The organism is Streptomyces sp. NBC_00250 (assembly GCF_036192275.1).
Taxonomy (GTDB): domain Bacteria; phylum Actinomycetota; class Actinomycetes; order Streptomycetales; family Streptomycetaceae; genus Streptomyces.
The window spans coordinates 2,772,331-2,787,363 of sequence record NZ_CP108088.1 but is presented as its reverse complement, the minus strand read 5'-3'; the positions used below and the strand labels follow the sequence as shown (position 1 = coordinate 2,787,363).

17 protein-coding genes are annotated in these 15,033 nt (G+C 70.3%); 16 read left to right on the top strand and 1 reads right to left on the bottom strand.

The annotated features are described in order from the left end of the window. Window positions 1-4 precede the first annotated feature (4 nt). From lepB (OG259_RS12335) to OG259_RS12285, 11 genes are all read left to right on the top strand, one after another. Entirely contained in the window at window positions 5-895 is an 891-nt protein-coding gene (gene lepB, locus OG259_RS12335) for a signal peptidase I (RefSeq protein ID WP_328942321.1), read from the top strand. Beyond that, the gene (lepB, locus tag OG259_RS12330; RefSeq protein WP_328942320.1) at window positions 888-1,883 is read left to right on the top strand and encodes a signal peptidase I; all 996 of its coding nucleotides are present in this window, start codon (window positions 888-890) and stop codon (window positions 1,881-1,883) included. Before lepB (OG259_RS12335) ends, lepB (OG259_RS12330) begins: the two co-directional genes overlap by 8 nt. Beyond that, a complete protein-coding gene (gene lepB / locus OG259_RS12325) occupies window positions 1,852-2,787 on the top strand; it encodes a signal peptidase I (RefSeq protein WP_328947068.1) in 936 nt (311 codons plus the stop codon). The genes lepB (OG259_RS12330) and lepB (OG259_RS12325) overlap by 32 nt, the downstream gene beginning before the upstream one ends. Before the next feature lie 75 nt (window positions 2,788-2,862). Beyond that, complete coding sequence (lepB, locus tag OG259_RS12320) at window positions 2,863-3,630, top strand: signal peptidase I (protein WP_328942319.1); 768 nt, start codon at window positions 2,863-2,865, stop codon at window positions 3,628-3,630. Then, window positions 3,627-4,280: an NUDIX hydrolase gene (locus tag OG259_RS12315; protein ID WP_328942318.1), complete on the top strand. Its 654-nt coding sequence runs from the start codon at window positions 3,627-3,629 to the stop codon at window positions 4,278-4,280. The genes lepB (OG259_RS12320) and OG259_RS12315 overlap by 4 nt, the downstream gene beginning before the upstream one ends. Before the next feature lie 55 nt (window positions 4,281-4,335). After that, window positions 4,336-4,644 (top strand): DUF2469 domain-containing protein, encoded by a 309-nt coding sequence (locus tag OG259_RS12310; RefSeq protein WP_005311352.1) that lies wholly within the window; start codon window positions 4,336-4,338, stop codon window positions 4,642-4,644. Between the two features lie 121 nt (window positions 4,645-4,765). Next, window positions 4,766-5,131, top strand: coding sequence for a YraN family protein (locus OG259_RS12305; protein WP_328942317.1), 366 nt, complete (start codon window positions 4,766-4,768; stop codon window positions 5,129-5,131). A gap of 1 nt (window position 5,132) precedes the next feature. Next, window positions 5,133-6,755, top strand: a complete 1,623-nt coding sequence (locus OG259_RS12300; RefSeq protein WP_328942316.1) for a YifB family Mg chelatase-like AAA ATPase — start codon at window positions 5,133-5,135, stop codon at window positions 6,753-6,755. Continuing rightward, window positions 6,752-7,945 carry a DNA-processing protein DprA gene (gene dprA / locus OG259_RS12295; RefSeq protein WP_328942315.1) on the top strand — a complete coding sequence of 398 codons (1,194 nt, stop codon included), beginning with the start codon at window positions 6,752-6,754 and terminating at the stop codon, window positions 7,943-7,945. The genes OG259_RS12300 and dprA overlap by 4 nt, the downstream gene beginning before the upstream one ends. Window positions 7,946-8,184: 239 nt before the next feature. Beyond that, complete coding sequence (gene whiG, locus OG259_RS12290; RefSeq protein WP_266897182.1) at window positions 8,185-9,021, top strand: RNA polymerase sigma factor WhiG; 837 nt, start codon at window positions 8,185-8,187, stop codon at window positions 9,019-9,021. A 72-nt stretch (window positions 9,022-9,093) separates the two neighbouring features. Then, the gene (locus tag OG259_RS12285; protein ID WP_328947067.1) at window positions 9,094-9,642 is read left to right on the top strand and encodes a TetR/AcrR family transcriptional regulator; all 549 of its coding nucleotides are present in this window, start codon (window positions 9,094-9,096) and stop codon (window positions 9,640-9,642) included. Between the two features lie 105 nt (window positions 9,643-9,747). On the opposite strand, the gene OG259_RS12280 is transcribed toward OG259_RS12285, so the two are convergent. Then, the gene (locus OG259_RS12280; RefSeq protein ID WP_328942314.1) at window positions 9,748-10,206 is read right to left on the bottom strand and encodes a murein hydrolase activator EnvC family protein; all 459 of its coding nucleotides are present in this window, start codon (window positions 10,204-10,206) and stop codon (window positions 9,748-9,750) included. A 254-nt stretch (window positions 10,207-10,460) separates the two neighbouring features. Here OG259_RS12280 and rpsB point away from each other — a divergent pair, with 254 nt between their 5' ends. From rpsB to OG259_RS12255, 5 genes are all read left to right on the top strand, one after another. Beyond that, window positions 10,461-11,372 carry a 30S ribosomal protein S2 gene (gene rpsB, locus OG259_RS12275; RefSeq protein WP_328942313.1) on the top strand — a complete coding sequence of 304 codons (912 nt, stop codon included), beginning with the start codon at window positions 10,461-10,463 and terminating at the stop codon, window positions 11,370-11,372. Window positions 11,373-11,474: 102 nt separating this feature from the next. Continuing rightward, window positions 11,475-12,311, top strand: coding sequence for a translation elongation factor Ts (tsf, locus tag OG259_RS12270; RefSeq protein WP_266897188.1), 837 nt, complete (start codon window positions 11,475-11,477; stop codon window positions 12,309-12,311). A gap of 163 nt (window positions 12,312-12,474) precedes the next feature. After that, window positions 12,475-13,239: a UMP kinase gene (gene pyrH, locus OG259_RS12265; RefSeq protein WP_328942312.1), complete on the top strand. Its 765-nt coding sequence runs from the start codon at window positions 12,475-12,477 to the stop codon at window positions 13,237-13,239. A 94-nt stretch (window positions 13,240-13,333) separates the two neighbouring features. Beyond that, window positions 13,334-13,891 (top strand): ribosome recycling factor, encoded by a 558-nt coding sequence (gene frr / locus OG259_RS12260; RefSeq protein WP_055598433.1) that lies wholly within the window; start codon window positions 13,334-13,336, stop codon window positions 13,889-13,891. Then, a complete protein-coding gene (locus OG259_RS12255; protein WP_328942311.1) occupies window positions 13,891-14,994 on the top strand; it encodes a phosphatidate cytidylyltransferase in 1,104 nt (367 codons plus the stop codon). The genes frr and OG259_RS12255 overlap by 1 nt, the downstream gene beginning before the upstream one ends. Window positions 14,995-15,033: the final 39 nt, after the last annotated feature.

Genomic DNA, 15,033 nt, shown 5'->3' with positions numbered 1-15,033 from the left:
ACCGATGGACACCGAAGCACAGCACACGGAGCGCGACCCCTCTTCCGACAAGGAGGACGGGTCGCGCTCCGCGCGCGTTTCCGAGGACGCGAGGAGTACGGGGAGCGCCCCCGAGGCCGCGAGGAGCACGCCCGAGGGTGACAGCGGTTCACCCGAGGGCGAGAGCGATTCGCCCGTGGGTGAGAGCGATTCGCCCGCGGACGTGAGCAGGGCGCCCTCCTGGCGACGCACGGCCCTCGTGGGCGGCGCCTGCGTGGCGTTCATGCTGCTCCTGAGTCACTTCGTCATGCAGCCCTTCCTGATCCCCAGCGGCTCCATGGAACCGACCCTGCAGGTCGGCGACCGGATCCTGGTCGACAAGCTGGCGTACCGTTTCGGCAGCGAGCCGGGCCGGGGCGACGTCGTCGTCTTCGACGGCACCGGATCCTTCGTACGGGAACAGCCGAAGGACAACCCCGTCACCGGGCTCCTGCACGACGGCGCGGCCGCCCTCGGGCTGGCCGAACCCGACGAGACCGACTTCGTGAAGCGGGTCGTCGGCATCGGCGGCGACCGGGTGGTCTGCTGCGACAAGGACGGCCGGCTCACCGTCAACGGCGCCTCCGTCCAGGAGCGGTACCTGATGCCCGGCGACCAGCCCTCCGGCGTGCCCTTCGACATCGTCGTACCGCAGGACAAGCTCTGGGTCATGGGCGACCACCGCAGCCAGTCCAGCGACTCCCGCGACCACCTCGGCAGCCCCGGCGGCGGCATGGTCCCCGTCGACAAGGTCGTCGGACGCGCCGACTGGATCGTCTGGCCCTTCGGCCGCTGGTCCACGGTCCAGGAGACCGACGCCTTCGACGCCGTACCGGCCGCGCCGGCCGCCGGACACGGGGCGGGGCCCCATGGGTAGCCGGGGACGGCCGCCCGGCGGCACCGGACGCGCCTCCGACCAGGGACCCGGCGAGGCCGCACCGCTGCCCGGCCGGGCCGAGCGGCGCAGGCTCGCCCGCAAGGTCAAACGGCGCAGGCAGCGCTCCGCGATCCGGGAGATCCCCATCCTGGTCACGGTGGCCGTCCTCATCGCGCTCGTACTGAAGACCTTCCTGGTCCAGGCGTTCGTGATCCCGTCCGGCTCCATGGAACAGACGATCCGCATCTCCGACCGGGTCCTCGTCGACAAGCTGACGCCCTGGTTCGGCTCCCGGCCGCAGCGCGGCGACGTCGTCGTCTTCAAGGACCCCGGCAACTGGCTCCAGCAGGAGGCCGCGCCGGCCGACGACGACCCCGTCGGCATCAAGCAGGCCAAGCAGTTCCTCACCTTCATCGGCCTGCTGCCCTCCGCCGACGACCGCGACCTCATCAAGCGGGTCGTCGCCGTCGGGGGCGACACCGTCCGCTGCTGCGGCAAGGACGGGCGGATCACCGTCAACGGCGTACCCCTGAACGAGCCGTACCTGCACCCGGGGAACCAGCCGTCCACCATCCCCTTCGAGGTGAAGGTCCCGCAGGGCCGGATCTTCGTCCTCGGCGACCACCGCTCCGACTCGGCCGACTCCCGCTTCCACCTCGACGAGAAGGACCACGGAACCGTCTCGGAGGAGCAGGTCGTGGGGCGGGCCGTGGTGATCGCCTGGCCCGTCGGACACTGGCGGGGCCTGGAGGAACGGGAGACCTTCGCCGCCGTGCCGGACGCCAGTACGAGTTCCGACTCCGCGCTCGGTCTGTCGCATAGTGTGTCCCAGCGGAATCTGAACGGATTCCCCGGGCTCCCGACCCCTGCGGAACTTCTGCTCGTTATGGGAGTGGTGGGCCTGTCCCTGTTCCGGGGCAGGCGATCGCACGGACTGAGGAGTGGATGTGGGGGATTTGGCCGTCGGCGCACGATCCGGACACGATGAGCCCGACAAGAGGGCCGGCGGGGCCTTCGGCGATGATGCGACGGGTGACGACGTGACGGGTGACGGGCAGACGCAGCCGCCGGGCGGCGGTACGCCGGACGACGGGGACGACGACGCGGCGGGCGGCTCCGGCCGGGGCCCCAAGAAACCGCGCTCCTTCTGGAAGGAACTGCCCCTCCTCGTCGGCATCGCGCTCGTACTCGCCCTGCTGATCAAGACCTTCCTGGTGCAGGCGTTCTCGATTCCCTCGGAATCGATGATGAACACCCTCCAGCGAGGAGACCGGGTTCTCGTCGACAAGCTGACCCCCTGGTTCGGCTCCGAGCCCGAGCGCGGCGAAGTCGTCGTCTTCCACGACCCGGGCGGCTGGCTCGAAGGCCAGACCACACCCACGCCCAACGTCGTCCAGAAGTTCCTCAGCTTCATCGGCCTCATGCCGTCCGCCGAGGAGAAGGACCTCATCAAGCGTGTCATCGCCGTCGGCGGCGACACCGTGTCCTGCAAGGAGGGCGGCAAGGTCATCCTCAACGGCGTCGCCCTGGACGAGACCTCGTACCTCGCCCCCGGCTCCGTCCCCTGCCAGGACTCCTTCGGCCCGATCAAGGTCCCCGACAACCGCATCTGGGTCATGGGCGACAACCGGCAGAACTCCCTGGACTCCCGCTTCCACCAGCAGCTCCCCGGTGGCGGCACCGTCTCCAACGACGAGGTCGTCGGCCGCGCGGTCGTGATCGCCTGGCCCGTCACCCGCTGGGCCACCCTCCCCGTGCCCGACATCTTCGACCAGCCCGCCCTCAACCAGGCCATGGCCGCCGCCCCGCTCGGCGCGGCCGGCCTCGCCGGAGCGCTCCCGCTGGTCCTGTGGCGCCGGAAGAAGGTCGCCGCACGGCATACCGCCGAGTAGCGACCCGCGGGTAGGGTGCCGTCCCGGGCCGTCGACAGACCAGCGGTCCGCCGACAGACCTGCGGGGTGCCCGACATGAGCGGAAACATACGGACCAAGGGCGGCCACGGCCGCCTCGGCAGCACGCTGTCGGGGCTGGCCGTGGCCGTCGGCTGTGTGCTCTTCCTCGGCGGCTTCGTCTGGGGAGCCCTGCTCTACCAGCCGTACTCCGTCCCCACCGACTCCATGACCCCCACCATCGACGTCGGATCCAAGATCCTCGCCCAGCGCGTCGACGGTGACGAGGTGCGGCGCGGAGACGTCGTCGTCTTCACCGACCCGCTCTGGGGCGGCTCGCCCATGGTCAAGCGGGTCGCGGCCGTCGGCGGCGACACCGTCGCCTGCTGCGACGGCGACGGACGCCTCACCATCAACGGCAAGCCCGTCGAGGAGCCCTACCTGAGCCCGGGACCGGAGGGCCGGACCGTCGCCTCCCGTACGGAGTTCTCCGTCACCGTCCCGGCAGACAACCTCTTCCTCCTCGGCGACGACCGGTTCACCTCGCTCGACTCCCGTACGCACATCGAGGACGCCGGACAGGGCTCCGTACCCCGCTCCAACGTCGTCGGCAGGGTCGACGCCATCGTCTGGCCCGCCAAGGGCCTCCTGGAGCGGCCGACGGGCTTCGCGGGACTTCCGGGCGGCATCTCCGAGCCCGGACCCGTACGCCCCCTCCTCATCGCGATCGCGGCCGGAGCCGTACTGGTCCTGGCCGGAGGCGCGTACGGACCGGTGGCCCGCCGGACCGCGAAGCGTCGGCCGTCGGGCACCGCCCCCGGTACCCGGGAGAAGGTGGACGCATGACGGACCCCGAGGAGCGCTTCGCGACCGGTACGGATCCGAAGGCCGACGCGCGGACTAGGGATCCCAAGGCCGACGCACGGCTTACGGCTCCGAAGGCCGACGCACGGCCTACGGATCCCAAGGCCGACGCACCGCCTACGGAACCGAAGGCCGACGCGTCGCCCGAGCGGCGGCGCGTCGCACGGGTCGTACTGCTCGACGCCGACGACCGCGTCCTCCTCATGCACGGCTACGAGCCCGACGACCCGGACCAGACCTGGTGGTTCACCCCCGGCGGCGGCCTGGAAGGCGACGAGAGCCGGCAGGAGGCGGCGCTGCGCGAGCTCGCCGAGGAGACCGGCATCACCGACGTCGACCTCGGACCCGTCCTCTGGACGCGGTACTGCTCCTTCCCCTTCGACGGGCGCCGCTGGGACCAGGACGAGTGGTACTACCTCGCCCGCACCCGCAAGACCGAGGCCGCACCCAGGCCCAAGGCCCTCACCGAGCTGGAGAACCGCAGCCTCGCGGGCCTGAGATGGTGGACCTCCGCCGAACTGTCGGCGGCCCATGAGACGGTGTACCCGACCAGACTCGCCGAGCTGCTCCGCACACTGCTCGACGAGGGACCTCCGAGTGCTCCGGTGGTTCTCGCCCCGGAAATCGTTTAGGGGCGCGTCCGCCTGGCGCACAATAGGGGGACGCACGGCTGAAGGGGAACATGCCATGAGCGCCGAGGACCTCGAGAAGTACGAGACCGAGATGGAGCTGAAGCTCTACCGGGAGTACCGCGATGTCGTCGGGCTGTTCAAATACGTGATCGAGACCGAGCGGCGCTTCTACCTCACCAACGACTACGAGATGCAGGTGCACTCGGTCCAGGGCGAGGTCTTCTTCGAAGTCAGCATGGCCGACGCCTGGGTCTGGGACATGTACAGACCGGCCAGGTTCGTCAAGCAGGTCCGCGTCCTCACCTTCAAGGACGTGAACATCGAGGAGCTCAACAAGAGCGACCTCGAACTCCCCGGCAGCTGAGATCCCCACACCCCGCCTCACCCCCACGGGTGAGGCGGTTCTCCACAACCCCCCCGGCCGTCCACAGCGCCACACGCGATCCACCCCGGTCCGTCACAGTCGGTGACGGAGGTGGTACCGCATGAACAAGACCCAAGCACTCGGACGGTACGGAGAAGAGCTCGCCACCCGCCTGCTCACCGCGACCGGCATGCACATCCTCGCCCGCAACTGGCGCTGCGGCCGCACCGGCGAGATCGACATCGTCGCCCGCCACGGCGACACCCTCGTCATCTGCGAGGTCAAGACCCGACGCCACGGCGCGTACGAACACCCGATGGCCGCCATCACACCCCGCAAGGCCGACCGACTCCGCCGCCTCGCCGCCTGCTGGCTCGACCGCAACGACACCCCCGCCCCCCTCGACGGCGTCCGCATCGACCTCATCGGCATCGTCCTGCCCCGCAAGGGCGCCCCCGTCATCACCCACGCCCAAGGGGTGGCCTGAGATGGGATTCGCCCGCACCTGCTCCGTCGCCCTCGTCGGAGTCGAAGGCGTCGTCGTCGAGGTCCAAGCCGACCTCGAACCCGGCGTCGCCGCCTTCACCCTCGTAGGCCTCCCCGACAAGAGCCTCACCGAGAGCCGCGACCGCGTCCGCGCCGCCGTCGTCAACTCCGGCGCCGAATGGCCCCAGAAAAAACTCACCGTCGGACTCAGCCCCGCATCCGTACCCAAAGGCGGATCCGGATTCGACCTCGCCGTCGCCGCGGCCGTACTCGGCGCCGCCGAACGCATCGACCCCCGCGCCATCGCCGACCTCGTCCTCATCGGCGAACTCGGCCTCGACGGACGCGTCCGCCCCGTCCGCGGCATCCTCCCCGCCGTCCTCGCCGCCGCCGACGCCGGATACCGCCAGGTCGTCGTCCCCGAACAGACCGCAGGCGAAGCCGCCCTCGTCCCCGGAGTCTCCGTCCTCGGCGTCCGCAGCCTCCGCCAACTCATCGCCGTCCTCACCGACGAACCCGTCCCCGAAGAAGAACCCACCGAAGCCGGCCGACCCGACGCCATGCTCGCCGGACTCCTCATCCCCGGCGCCGGCATCGGCACCGGACTCAGCCCCGACCCCACCGACCCCACCGAAGGCCCCGACCTCGCCGACGTCGCCGGCCAGCACCGCGCCCGCCGCGCCCTCGAAATCGCCGCAGCGGGCAGCCACCACCTCCTGCTCTCCGGCCCACCCGGCGCAGGAAAAACCATGCTGGCCGAACGCCTCCCCGGCATCCTCCCGCCCCTCACCCGACAGGAATCCCTCGAAGTCACCGCCGTCCACTCCGTCGCCGGCATCCTCCCGCCCGGCGAACCCCTCGTCCGCCGCGCCCCCTACTGCGCGCCCCACCACTCCGCCACCATGCAGTCCCTCGTCGGAGGCGGAAACGGCCTCCCCAGGCCCGGCGCCGTCTCCCTCGCACACCGCGGCATCCTCTTCCTCGACGAAGCACCCGAATTCTCAGGGAAAGCCCTCGACGCCCTCCGCCAACCCCTCGAATCCGGACACGTCGTCATCGCCCGCGCCGCCGGAGTCGTACGCCTCCCCGCCCGCTTCCTCCTCGCCCTCGCCGCCAACCCCTGCCCCTGCGGACGGCACACCCTGCACGGCGCCGGCTGCGAATGCCCGGCCGCACTCGTCCGCCGCTACCAGGCACGCCTCTCCGGACCCCTCCTCGACCGCGTCGACCTCCGCGTCGAAGTCGAACCCGTCACCCGCGCCGACCTCCTCGGCCACGGAGACCGCGGCGAAACCACCGCGGCCGTCGCCGAACGCGTCCGCGAGGCGCGCGCCCGCACCGCCGCACGCCTCACCGACACCCCCTGGAACGTCAACAGCGAAATCCCCGGCCACGAACTCCGTACCCGCTACCTCGCCGCCCCCGGAGCCCTCGCCACCGCCGAACGCGACATCGAACGCGGACTCCTCACCGCCCGCGGCCTCGACCGCGTACTCCGCGTCGCCTGGACCGTCGCCGACCTCGCCGGACACGACCGCCCCGACAGCGAGGACATCGCCCTCGCCCTCGAACTGCGCACCGGCATCGCCCGCGGAGTACCCGTCGGAGCGGGAGACCGCGCATGACCACCCCCACCTCCACCTCCACCTCCACCTCCACGGACGAACGACTCGCACGCGCCACACTCAGCCGCGCCGTCGAACCCGGCGACGAACACGCAGGCCGCTGGCTCCACCGCTACGGAGCCACCGGCTTCCTCGACCGACTCCTCGGCGACGCCCGATCCACCGCCGCAGACGACCCCTTCCCCGGCACCGGCCAGAAACGCGTCGCCTCCTGGCGACTCCGCGCCACCACCGCCGACCCCACCCGCGACCTCGCCACCATCCACGAACTAGGCGGCCGCTTCCTCATCCCCGGCGACACCGAATGGCCCCGACAACTCGACGACCTCGCGGACGCCCGCCCCCTCGGCCTCTGGGTCAGAGGCCCCGCGGACCTGCGCACCTGGGCCCTCCGCTCCGTCGCACTCGTCGGCGCCCGCGCCTGCACCCCCTACGGCGCCCACACCGCCGCCGACCTCGCCACCGGTCTCGCCCGCCACGGCTGGGTCGTCGTCTCCGGAGCCGCCTACGGCATCGACGGCGCCGCCCACCGCGGCGCACTCGCCGCAGGCGGAGCCACCGTCGCCGTCCTCGCCTGCGGCGTCGACACCCCCTACCCCCGAGGCCACGACCAACTCATCCGACGCATCGCCCAACAAGGCCTCGTCGTCGGGGAACTGCCACCCGACACCCACCCCACCCCCAGCCGCTTCATCCTCCGCAACCGCGTCATCGCCGCCCTCACCCGAGGCACCGTCGTCATCGAAGCCCAGCACCGCAGCGGCTCCCTCGTCACCGTCCGCGCGGCCGCCCGACTCGGCCGCCACACCATGGGCGTCCCCGGCCCCGTCACCAGCGCACTCTCCGCCGGCGTCCACGAACTCCTCCGGGGCGACGCCACCCTCGTCACCGACGCCGACGAGATCATCGAACTCATCGGCGACATGGGTCAGCTCGCCCCGGCGCGCCGAGGCCCCGTACTTCCTCGCGACCTCCTCGCCCCCGCCACGGCACACATCCTCGAAGCGATCCCCGCCCGAGGCCCCACCCCCACCACCGTCATCGCCCGTCGCGCCGGAACCACCCCCGACGACACCCTCGTCAAGCTGTACGAACTCCACTCCCTCGGCTTCGTCGAACGACACGGAGAAGGCTGGCAGTTGACGAACAGGACAACGCCGACGTCGAACGCGCGGCGAGGCGGTACTTGACCTGGAGCATTCGGGTGAAAGGGTGAAGGCGATGAACAATCGAGTTCTCTCGGCCGCACCCGAGGGGCCGACGCGCGCCACGGCCCGGGTTCGAAGATGTGGCCGACGGTGTCCACCCGGACCGGCGCGATCCACCGATGTTCGCGCACCGCGACCGCGCACTCACGCTACGCTCACCAGAATTCCGTCCAGGACACCTTCATCGACACACCCGACAGCAGAACGGCTCAAGGCAACGCATGCCCCAGCACACCTCCGGGTCTGACCGCGCTGCGGTGCCCCCAGCAGCCCGGGGCACCGTGCGACCACCCGCACCGACCTCCCTCGACGAACTGTGGCGGTCGTACAAGGACACGGGCGACGAGCGGCTGCGCGAACAGCTGATCCTGCACTACTCACCGCTCGTCAAATACGTCGCCGGACGAGTCAGCGTCGGGCTGCCGTCCAACGTGGAACAGGCCGACTTCGTCTCCTCCGGCGTCTTCGGCCTCATCGACGCCATCGAGAAGTTCGACGTCGAGCGCGCCATCAAATTCGAGACGTACGCCATCACCCGCATCCGCGGCGCCATGATCGACGAACTCCGCGCCCTCGACTGGATCCCGCGCTCCGTCCGCCAGAAGGCACGCAACGTCGAGCGCGCGTACGCCACCCTCGAAGCCCAGCTCCGGCGCACCCCCTCCGAGACCGAGGTCGCCACGGAGATGGAGATCACGCTGGAGGAACTACACGCGGTTTTCAGCCAGTTGTCCCTGGCGAACGTCGTCGCCCTCGAAGAGCTGCTGCACGTCGGCGGCGAGGGCGGCGACCGGCTCTCCCTGATGGACACCCTCGAGGACACCGCCGCCGACAACCCTGTCGAGGTCGCCGAGGACCGCGAGCTGCGGCGACTGCTCGCCCGCGCCATCAACACGCTCCCCGAGCGCGAGAAGACCGTCGTCACCCTCTACTACTACGAGGGCCTCACCCTCGCCGAGATCGGCCACGTCCTCGGCGTCACCGAGAGCCGCGTCAGCCAGATCCACACCAAGTCCGTCCTCCAGCTCCGGGCCAAGCTGGCCGACGTCGGACGCTGAACCCGCGCGAGCCGGTCGTACAGTGGAGCCGTGCCCAGGATTCGAGCGGCCTCGGTGGCCGAGCACCGGACGATGCAGCGCGGCGCCCTCCTGGACGCCGCGCGTTCCCTGCTGTCCGAGGGCGGTACGGAGGCGCTGACCTTCCCCGCACTCGCCGAGCGCACGGGCCTCGCCCGCTCCTCGGTGTACGAGTACTTCCGATCGCGCGCGGCCGTCGTCGAGGAGCTGTGCGCCGTCGACTTCCCCGTCTGGGCAGCCGAGGTCGAGTTCGCCATGGACAGCGCGGACACCCCCCAGGGCAAGGTCGAGGCCTACGTCCGCAAGCAGCTGGAGCTGGTCGGCGACCGCCGGCACCGCGCGGTCGTCGCCATCTCGGCGAGCGAGCTCGACGACGGCGCCCGCGAGAAGATCCGCGCGGCCCACGGCGGCCTCGTCGCCATGATCGTCGAAGCCCTCGCCGCCCTCGGCCAGCCCCAGCCCCGCCTCGGCGCCATGCTCCTCCAGGGCGTCGTCGACGCCGCCGTCCGCCGCATCGAACTCGGCGCGGCCGAGAACCCGGCGGACATCGCGGAGGCGGCGGTCACGATGGCCCTCCACGGCGTCAACGGCACTCCGACCTGATCGCCGAGGGGAGGGGCCTCCCCCCTCCCCCTCCCCACCCACCCCGCCCCCGCCCGTCACGCACACCCCTCCGCTCGGCCGTGCTCCCGTGCGCCCCCCGTCCCGTCAGCCTTCGACCGGCAGCAGGCGTGACGGGGCGCGTTTCGTCAGGAGCAGGGGGTTCAGGTACTGGTCGCCTCTGAGGAGGCCCCAGTGGAGGCAGCTCCTCGGGCAGTGGGTGCCGGGGGTGACCCGGGCGATCGGGGTGCCTGCGCGGACCCGGGTGCCGGTTGTCACCAGGGGGGTCACCGGGGTGAAGGTGGTGCGGAGTGGGGGAGTGCCCGTAGCCGGGAGGGTGAGGGTGAGGGCCCCGCGGCCGCCGACGGGGCCCGCGAAGGTGACCGTCCCGTCGGTGGGGGCCAGGACCTGGGTGCCCGGTGGGGCGGCGAGGTCGACGCCGCGGTGGCCGGCGGCGTACGGGCCGGGTGGGGGCTGCCAGCCGCGGAGGATCTCCGGGGGCGGCGGGCCCACCGGCCACAGCAGGCCGAGGGCCAGGACCAATGTGGTGACGTGTGTGACGTGCATGGGGCAAGGTTTCCCGGGCAGTCCGGTTCGCGGGGGGTGCGGACGGTTTCTGTGGACTACTCGCGGGTTGTGGACAGCGCCGTCACCCGCTGCTCCCGGGGTCCCGTACACTTCCTATGGCGACCCGGGTCACCGGGTCGACTTCGCACGCCCCGCCACTGCCCTCACCGGTCGTGGCAGCGCCTTTCGGTCCCTCGCGGGCATGGCGCGTTCGGGGCGTCAGGAACACAACCGAGAAACCCAAGGAGATGGCCATGGCCGTCGTCACGATGCGGGAGCTGCTGGAGAGCGGCGTCCACTTCGGTCACCAGACCCGTCGCTGGAACCCGAAGATGAAGCGCTTCATCTTCACCGAGCGCAACGGCATCTACATCATCGACCTGCTCCAGTCGCTGTCGTACATCGACCGCGCCTACGAGTTCGTCAAGGAGACCGTCGCGCACGGCGGCTCCATCATGTTCGTCGGTACGAAGAAGCAGGCCCAGGAGGCCATCGCCGAGCAGGCGACGCGTGTCGGCATGCCGTACGTCAACCAGCGTTGGCTCGGTGGCATGCTCACCAACTTCTCGACCGTCTACAAGCGTCTGCAGCGCCTCAAGGAGCTCGAGCAGATCGACTTCGAGGACGTCGCGGCCTCGGGTCTCACCAAGAAGGAGCTTCTCGTGCTCTCGCGCGAGAAGGCCAAGCTGGAGAAGACCCTCGGCGGTATCCGCGAGATGTCCAAGGTTCCCAGCGCCGTCTGGATCGTGGACACCAAGAAGGAGCACATCGCCGTCGGCGAGGCTCGCAAGCTGAAGATCCCGGTCGTCGCGATCCTCGACACCAACTGTGACCCCGACGAGGTCGACTACAAGATCCCGGGCAACGACGACGCGATCCGCTCCGTCACCCTGCTCACCCGCGTGATCGCCGACGCCGTCGCCGAGGGCCTCATCGCCCGCTCCGGCGCCGCGACCGGCGACTCGAAGCCGGGCGAGAAGGCCGCCGGCGAGCCCCTCGCCGAGTGGGAGCGCGACCTGCTCGAGGGCGAGAAGAAGGCCGACGACGCCGAGGTCCAGACCTCTGCCGAGACCGAGAAGGTCGCCGACGCCGAGGCCGCCGACGCCCCGGCCGAGGCCGCTGCCGAGGTTGCCGAGGCTCCGGCCGCGGACGCCGAGCAGGCCTGACCCTTCAGGACCTTCGGGTGACGACGGCGGGGGCCCACGAAGCCCCCGCCGTCCACCCGTGGACCCGCCCGATCTTTCAGACTTCGAGAGAGAAACAGACTCATGGCGAACTACACCGCCGCTGACGTCAAGAAGCTCCGCGAGCTCACCGGCGCCGGCATGATGGACTGCAAGAAGGCCCTGGACGAGGCCGACGGCGACGTCGACAAGGCCGTTGAGGCCCTGCGCATCAAGGGCCAGAAGGGTGTCGCCAAGCGTGAGGGCCGCTCCGCCGAGAACGGCGCCGTGGTCTCCCTCATCGCCGACGACAACACCTCCGGTGTCCTCGTCGAGCTGAAGTGCGAGACGGACTTCGTCGCCAAGGGTGACAAGTTCCAGGCCGTCGCCGACCAGCTCGCCGCCCACGTCGCCGCCACCTCCCCGGCCGACCTGGAGGCGCTGCTTGCCTCCGAGATCGAGGCCGGCAAGACCGTGCAGGCGTTCGTCGACGAGGCCAACGCCAACCTCGGCGAGAAGATCGTCCTCGACCGCTTCGCGCAGTACACGGACGGCTTCGTCTACGCGTACATGCACCGCACGATGCCGGACCTCCCGCCGCAGATCGGTGTCCTCGTCGAGTTCGACAAGGCCGACGCCGCCGTCGCCAAGGGTGTCGCCCAGCACATCGCCGCCTTCGCGCCGAAGTACCTCACCCGTGAGGACGTTCCGGCCGAGGTCGTCGAGACCGAGCGTCGCGTCGCCGAGGAGACCACCCGCGCCGAGGGCAAGCCCGAGGCCGCGCTCCCGAAGATCGTCGAGGGTCGCGTGAACGGCTTCTTCAAGGACGCGACGCTGCTCGGTCAGCCGTACGCCCTTGACAACAAGAAGTCCGTCCAGCAGATCCTGGACGAGGCCGGTGTCACCCTGAAGCGCTTCACCCGCATCAAGGTCGGCATCTGAGTCCGTACGCGAACGCGACGGACACCGGACCCCGATAGGGTCTGAGGCAGTCGTCCGCGTACGCGCAGGACGACCGCAGATCTGACGAGGAGGCCATTGCCATACGGGAAACCGCGAGGACCCAAGGCAATGGCCTCCTTCGTATGTGCACGAGGAGATCTCCATGAACCAGGGCGCCGTACAGGGCGACGACAACAACGGCAGCAAGGCCGGCCGCTACATGCTGAAGCTGTCCGGAGAAGCCTTCTCCGGCGGTACGGGCCTGGGCGTCGACCCCAATGTCGTGCACGCCATCGCGCGTGAAATCGCAGCCGTCGTCCGCGACGGCGCGGAGATCGCGGTGGTGATCGGCGGCGGCAACTTCTTCCGTGGCGCCGAGCTCCAGCAGCGCGGCATGGACCGGGCCCGCTCCGACTACATGGGCATGCTCGGCACCGTGATGAACTGCCTCGCCCTCCAGGACTTCCTGGAGAAGGAAGGCATCGACTCCCGCGTCCAGACCGCCATCACCATGGGCCAGGTCGCCGAGCCGTACATTCCGCTGCGCGCCGTGCGCCACCTGGAGAAGGGCCGTGTGGTCATCTTCGGTGCGGGCATGGGCATGCCGTACTTCTCCACGGACACCACCGCCGCCCAGCGTGCCCTGGAGATCGATGCCGAGGCCCTGCTGATGGGGAAGAACGGCGTGGACGGCGTCTACGACTCCGACCCGAAGGCCAACCCCGACGCGGTCAAGTTCGACGCACTGGAGTACAGCGAGGTGCTCTCCCGCGACCTCAAGGTCGCCGACGCCACCGCCATCACCCTGTGCCGGGACAACAACCTCCCGATCCTCGTCTTCGAACTCCTCACCGAGGGCAATATCGCTCGTGCGGTGAAGGGTGAGAAGATCGGCACGCTCGTGAGCGACCAGGGCACCCGGGCCTGACCCGAACCGGGGAACCGCCCCGCAAGGGGATGGACAGAGCCCTGCCGGTCGTACACCGTGCAGGACACAACGCGACGACACGCAGGAGCATGTGGTGATCGAAGAGACCCTCCTCGAGGCCGAGGAGAAGATGGAGAAGGCCGTCGTGGTCGCCAAGGAGGACTTCGCCGCGATCCGCACCGGCCGTGCGCACCCGGCGATGTTCAACAAGATCGTGGCGGACTACTACGGTGCCATCACCCCCATCAACCAGCTGGCGTCCTTCTCCGTGCCGGAGCCTCGGATGGCCGTGGTGACCCCGTTCGACAAGAGCGCGCTGCGCAACATCGAGCAGGCCATCCGTGACTCGGACCTCGGCGTCAACCCGAGCAACGACGGCAACATCATCCGGGTGGTGTTCCCCGAGCTGACGGAGGAGCGCCGCCGCGAGTACATCAAGGTCGCCAAGAGCAAGGCCGAGGACTCGAAGATCTCGATCCGCTCGGTCCGCCGCAAGGCCAAGGAGACCATCGACAAGCTCGTGAAGGACGGCGAGGTCGGCGAGGACGAGGGCCGCCGCGCCGAGAAGGAGCTCGACGACACCACCGCGAAGTACGTCTCGCAGGTGGACGAGCTGCTCAAGCACAAGGAAGCCGAGCTGCTCGAGGTCTGATGAACGACTCTTCCTGGGGTGCCCCGGCCGGTTCCGGCCGTGGGGGACCCGACCAGGGTCCCGCCCCGGCGGGTCCCGCATACGATCGGCATCAGGCGGCGCAGACTCGGCCCATGCCCATCGTGCCCGACGTTCCCGCCGGCGGATTCCAGGACGGTCACGGTCGGGGGGCCGCTCACCCGAGCGGCCCCCTGTTCCGTGACGAGACGCCGCACGAGCACCCGCAGGAGCCCATGCCCAGCCCCACCCCGCCTCCGCCGCCCGCGCCGACGGCGCCCCGGCAGAAGAAGAGCGCGGGGCGTGACCTGGGCGCGGCCATAGGGGTCGGGGTCGGTCTCGGCGCCGTCATCATCGCCTCGCTGTTCATCTGGAAGCCCGCGTTCGTCGGGGTGATTACGGTCGCCGTGGTGGTCGGGCTCTGGGAGCTGACCTCGCGCCTCCAGGAGCGCAAGGCGATCAAGGCTCCGCTGGTTCCGCTCGCGGTCGGCGGCGCGGCGATGGTCGTCGCCGGTTACGTCCGGGGTGCCGAGGGTGCCTGGGTGGCGATGGCGCTGACGGCGCTCGCCGTGCTCGTGTGGCGGATGACGGAGCCTCCCGAGGGCTATCTGAAGGACGTCACGGCGGGTGTGTTCGCGGCGTTCTACGTGCCGTTCCTGGCGACGTTCGTGGCCATGATGCTCACGGCCGAGGACGGTCCGCAGCGGGTGCTGACGTTCCTGGTGCTGACGGTGGTCAGCGACACGGGTGCGTACGCGATCGGCTGGCGCTTCGGCAAGCACAAGCTGGCGCCGAGGATCAGCCCCGGGAAGACCCGTGAGGGTCTGTTCGGTGCGGTGGCCTTCGCGATGGCGGCGGGTGCGCTGTGCATGGAGTTCATGATCGACGGCGGCACCTGGTGGCAGGGTCTGCTGCTGGGTCTCGCGGTGGCGGCGAGTGCGACGCTCGGCGACCTCGGCGAGTCGATGATCAAGCGGGACCTGGGCATCAAGGACATGGGCACGCTGCTTCCGGGGCATGGCGGGATCATGGACCGGCTGGACTCTCTGCTGCCGACCGCGCCGGTCGTGTGGCTGCTGTTCGTGATCTTCGTCGGTTCGGCCTGATCCGTACGCTCGTGTCGTCAGGGCCCGTCACCCTCCGGG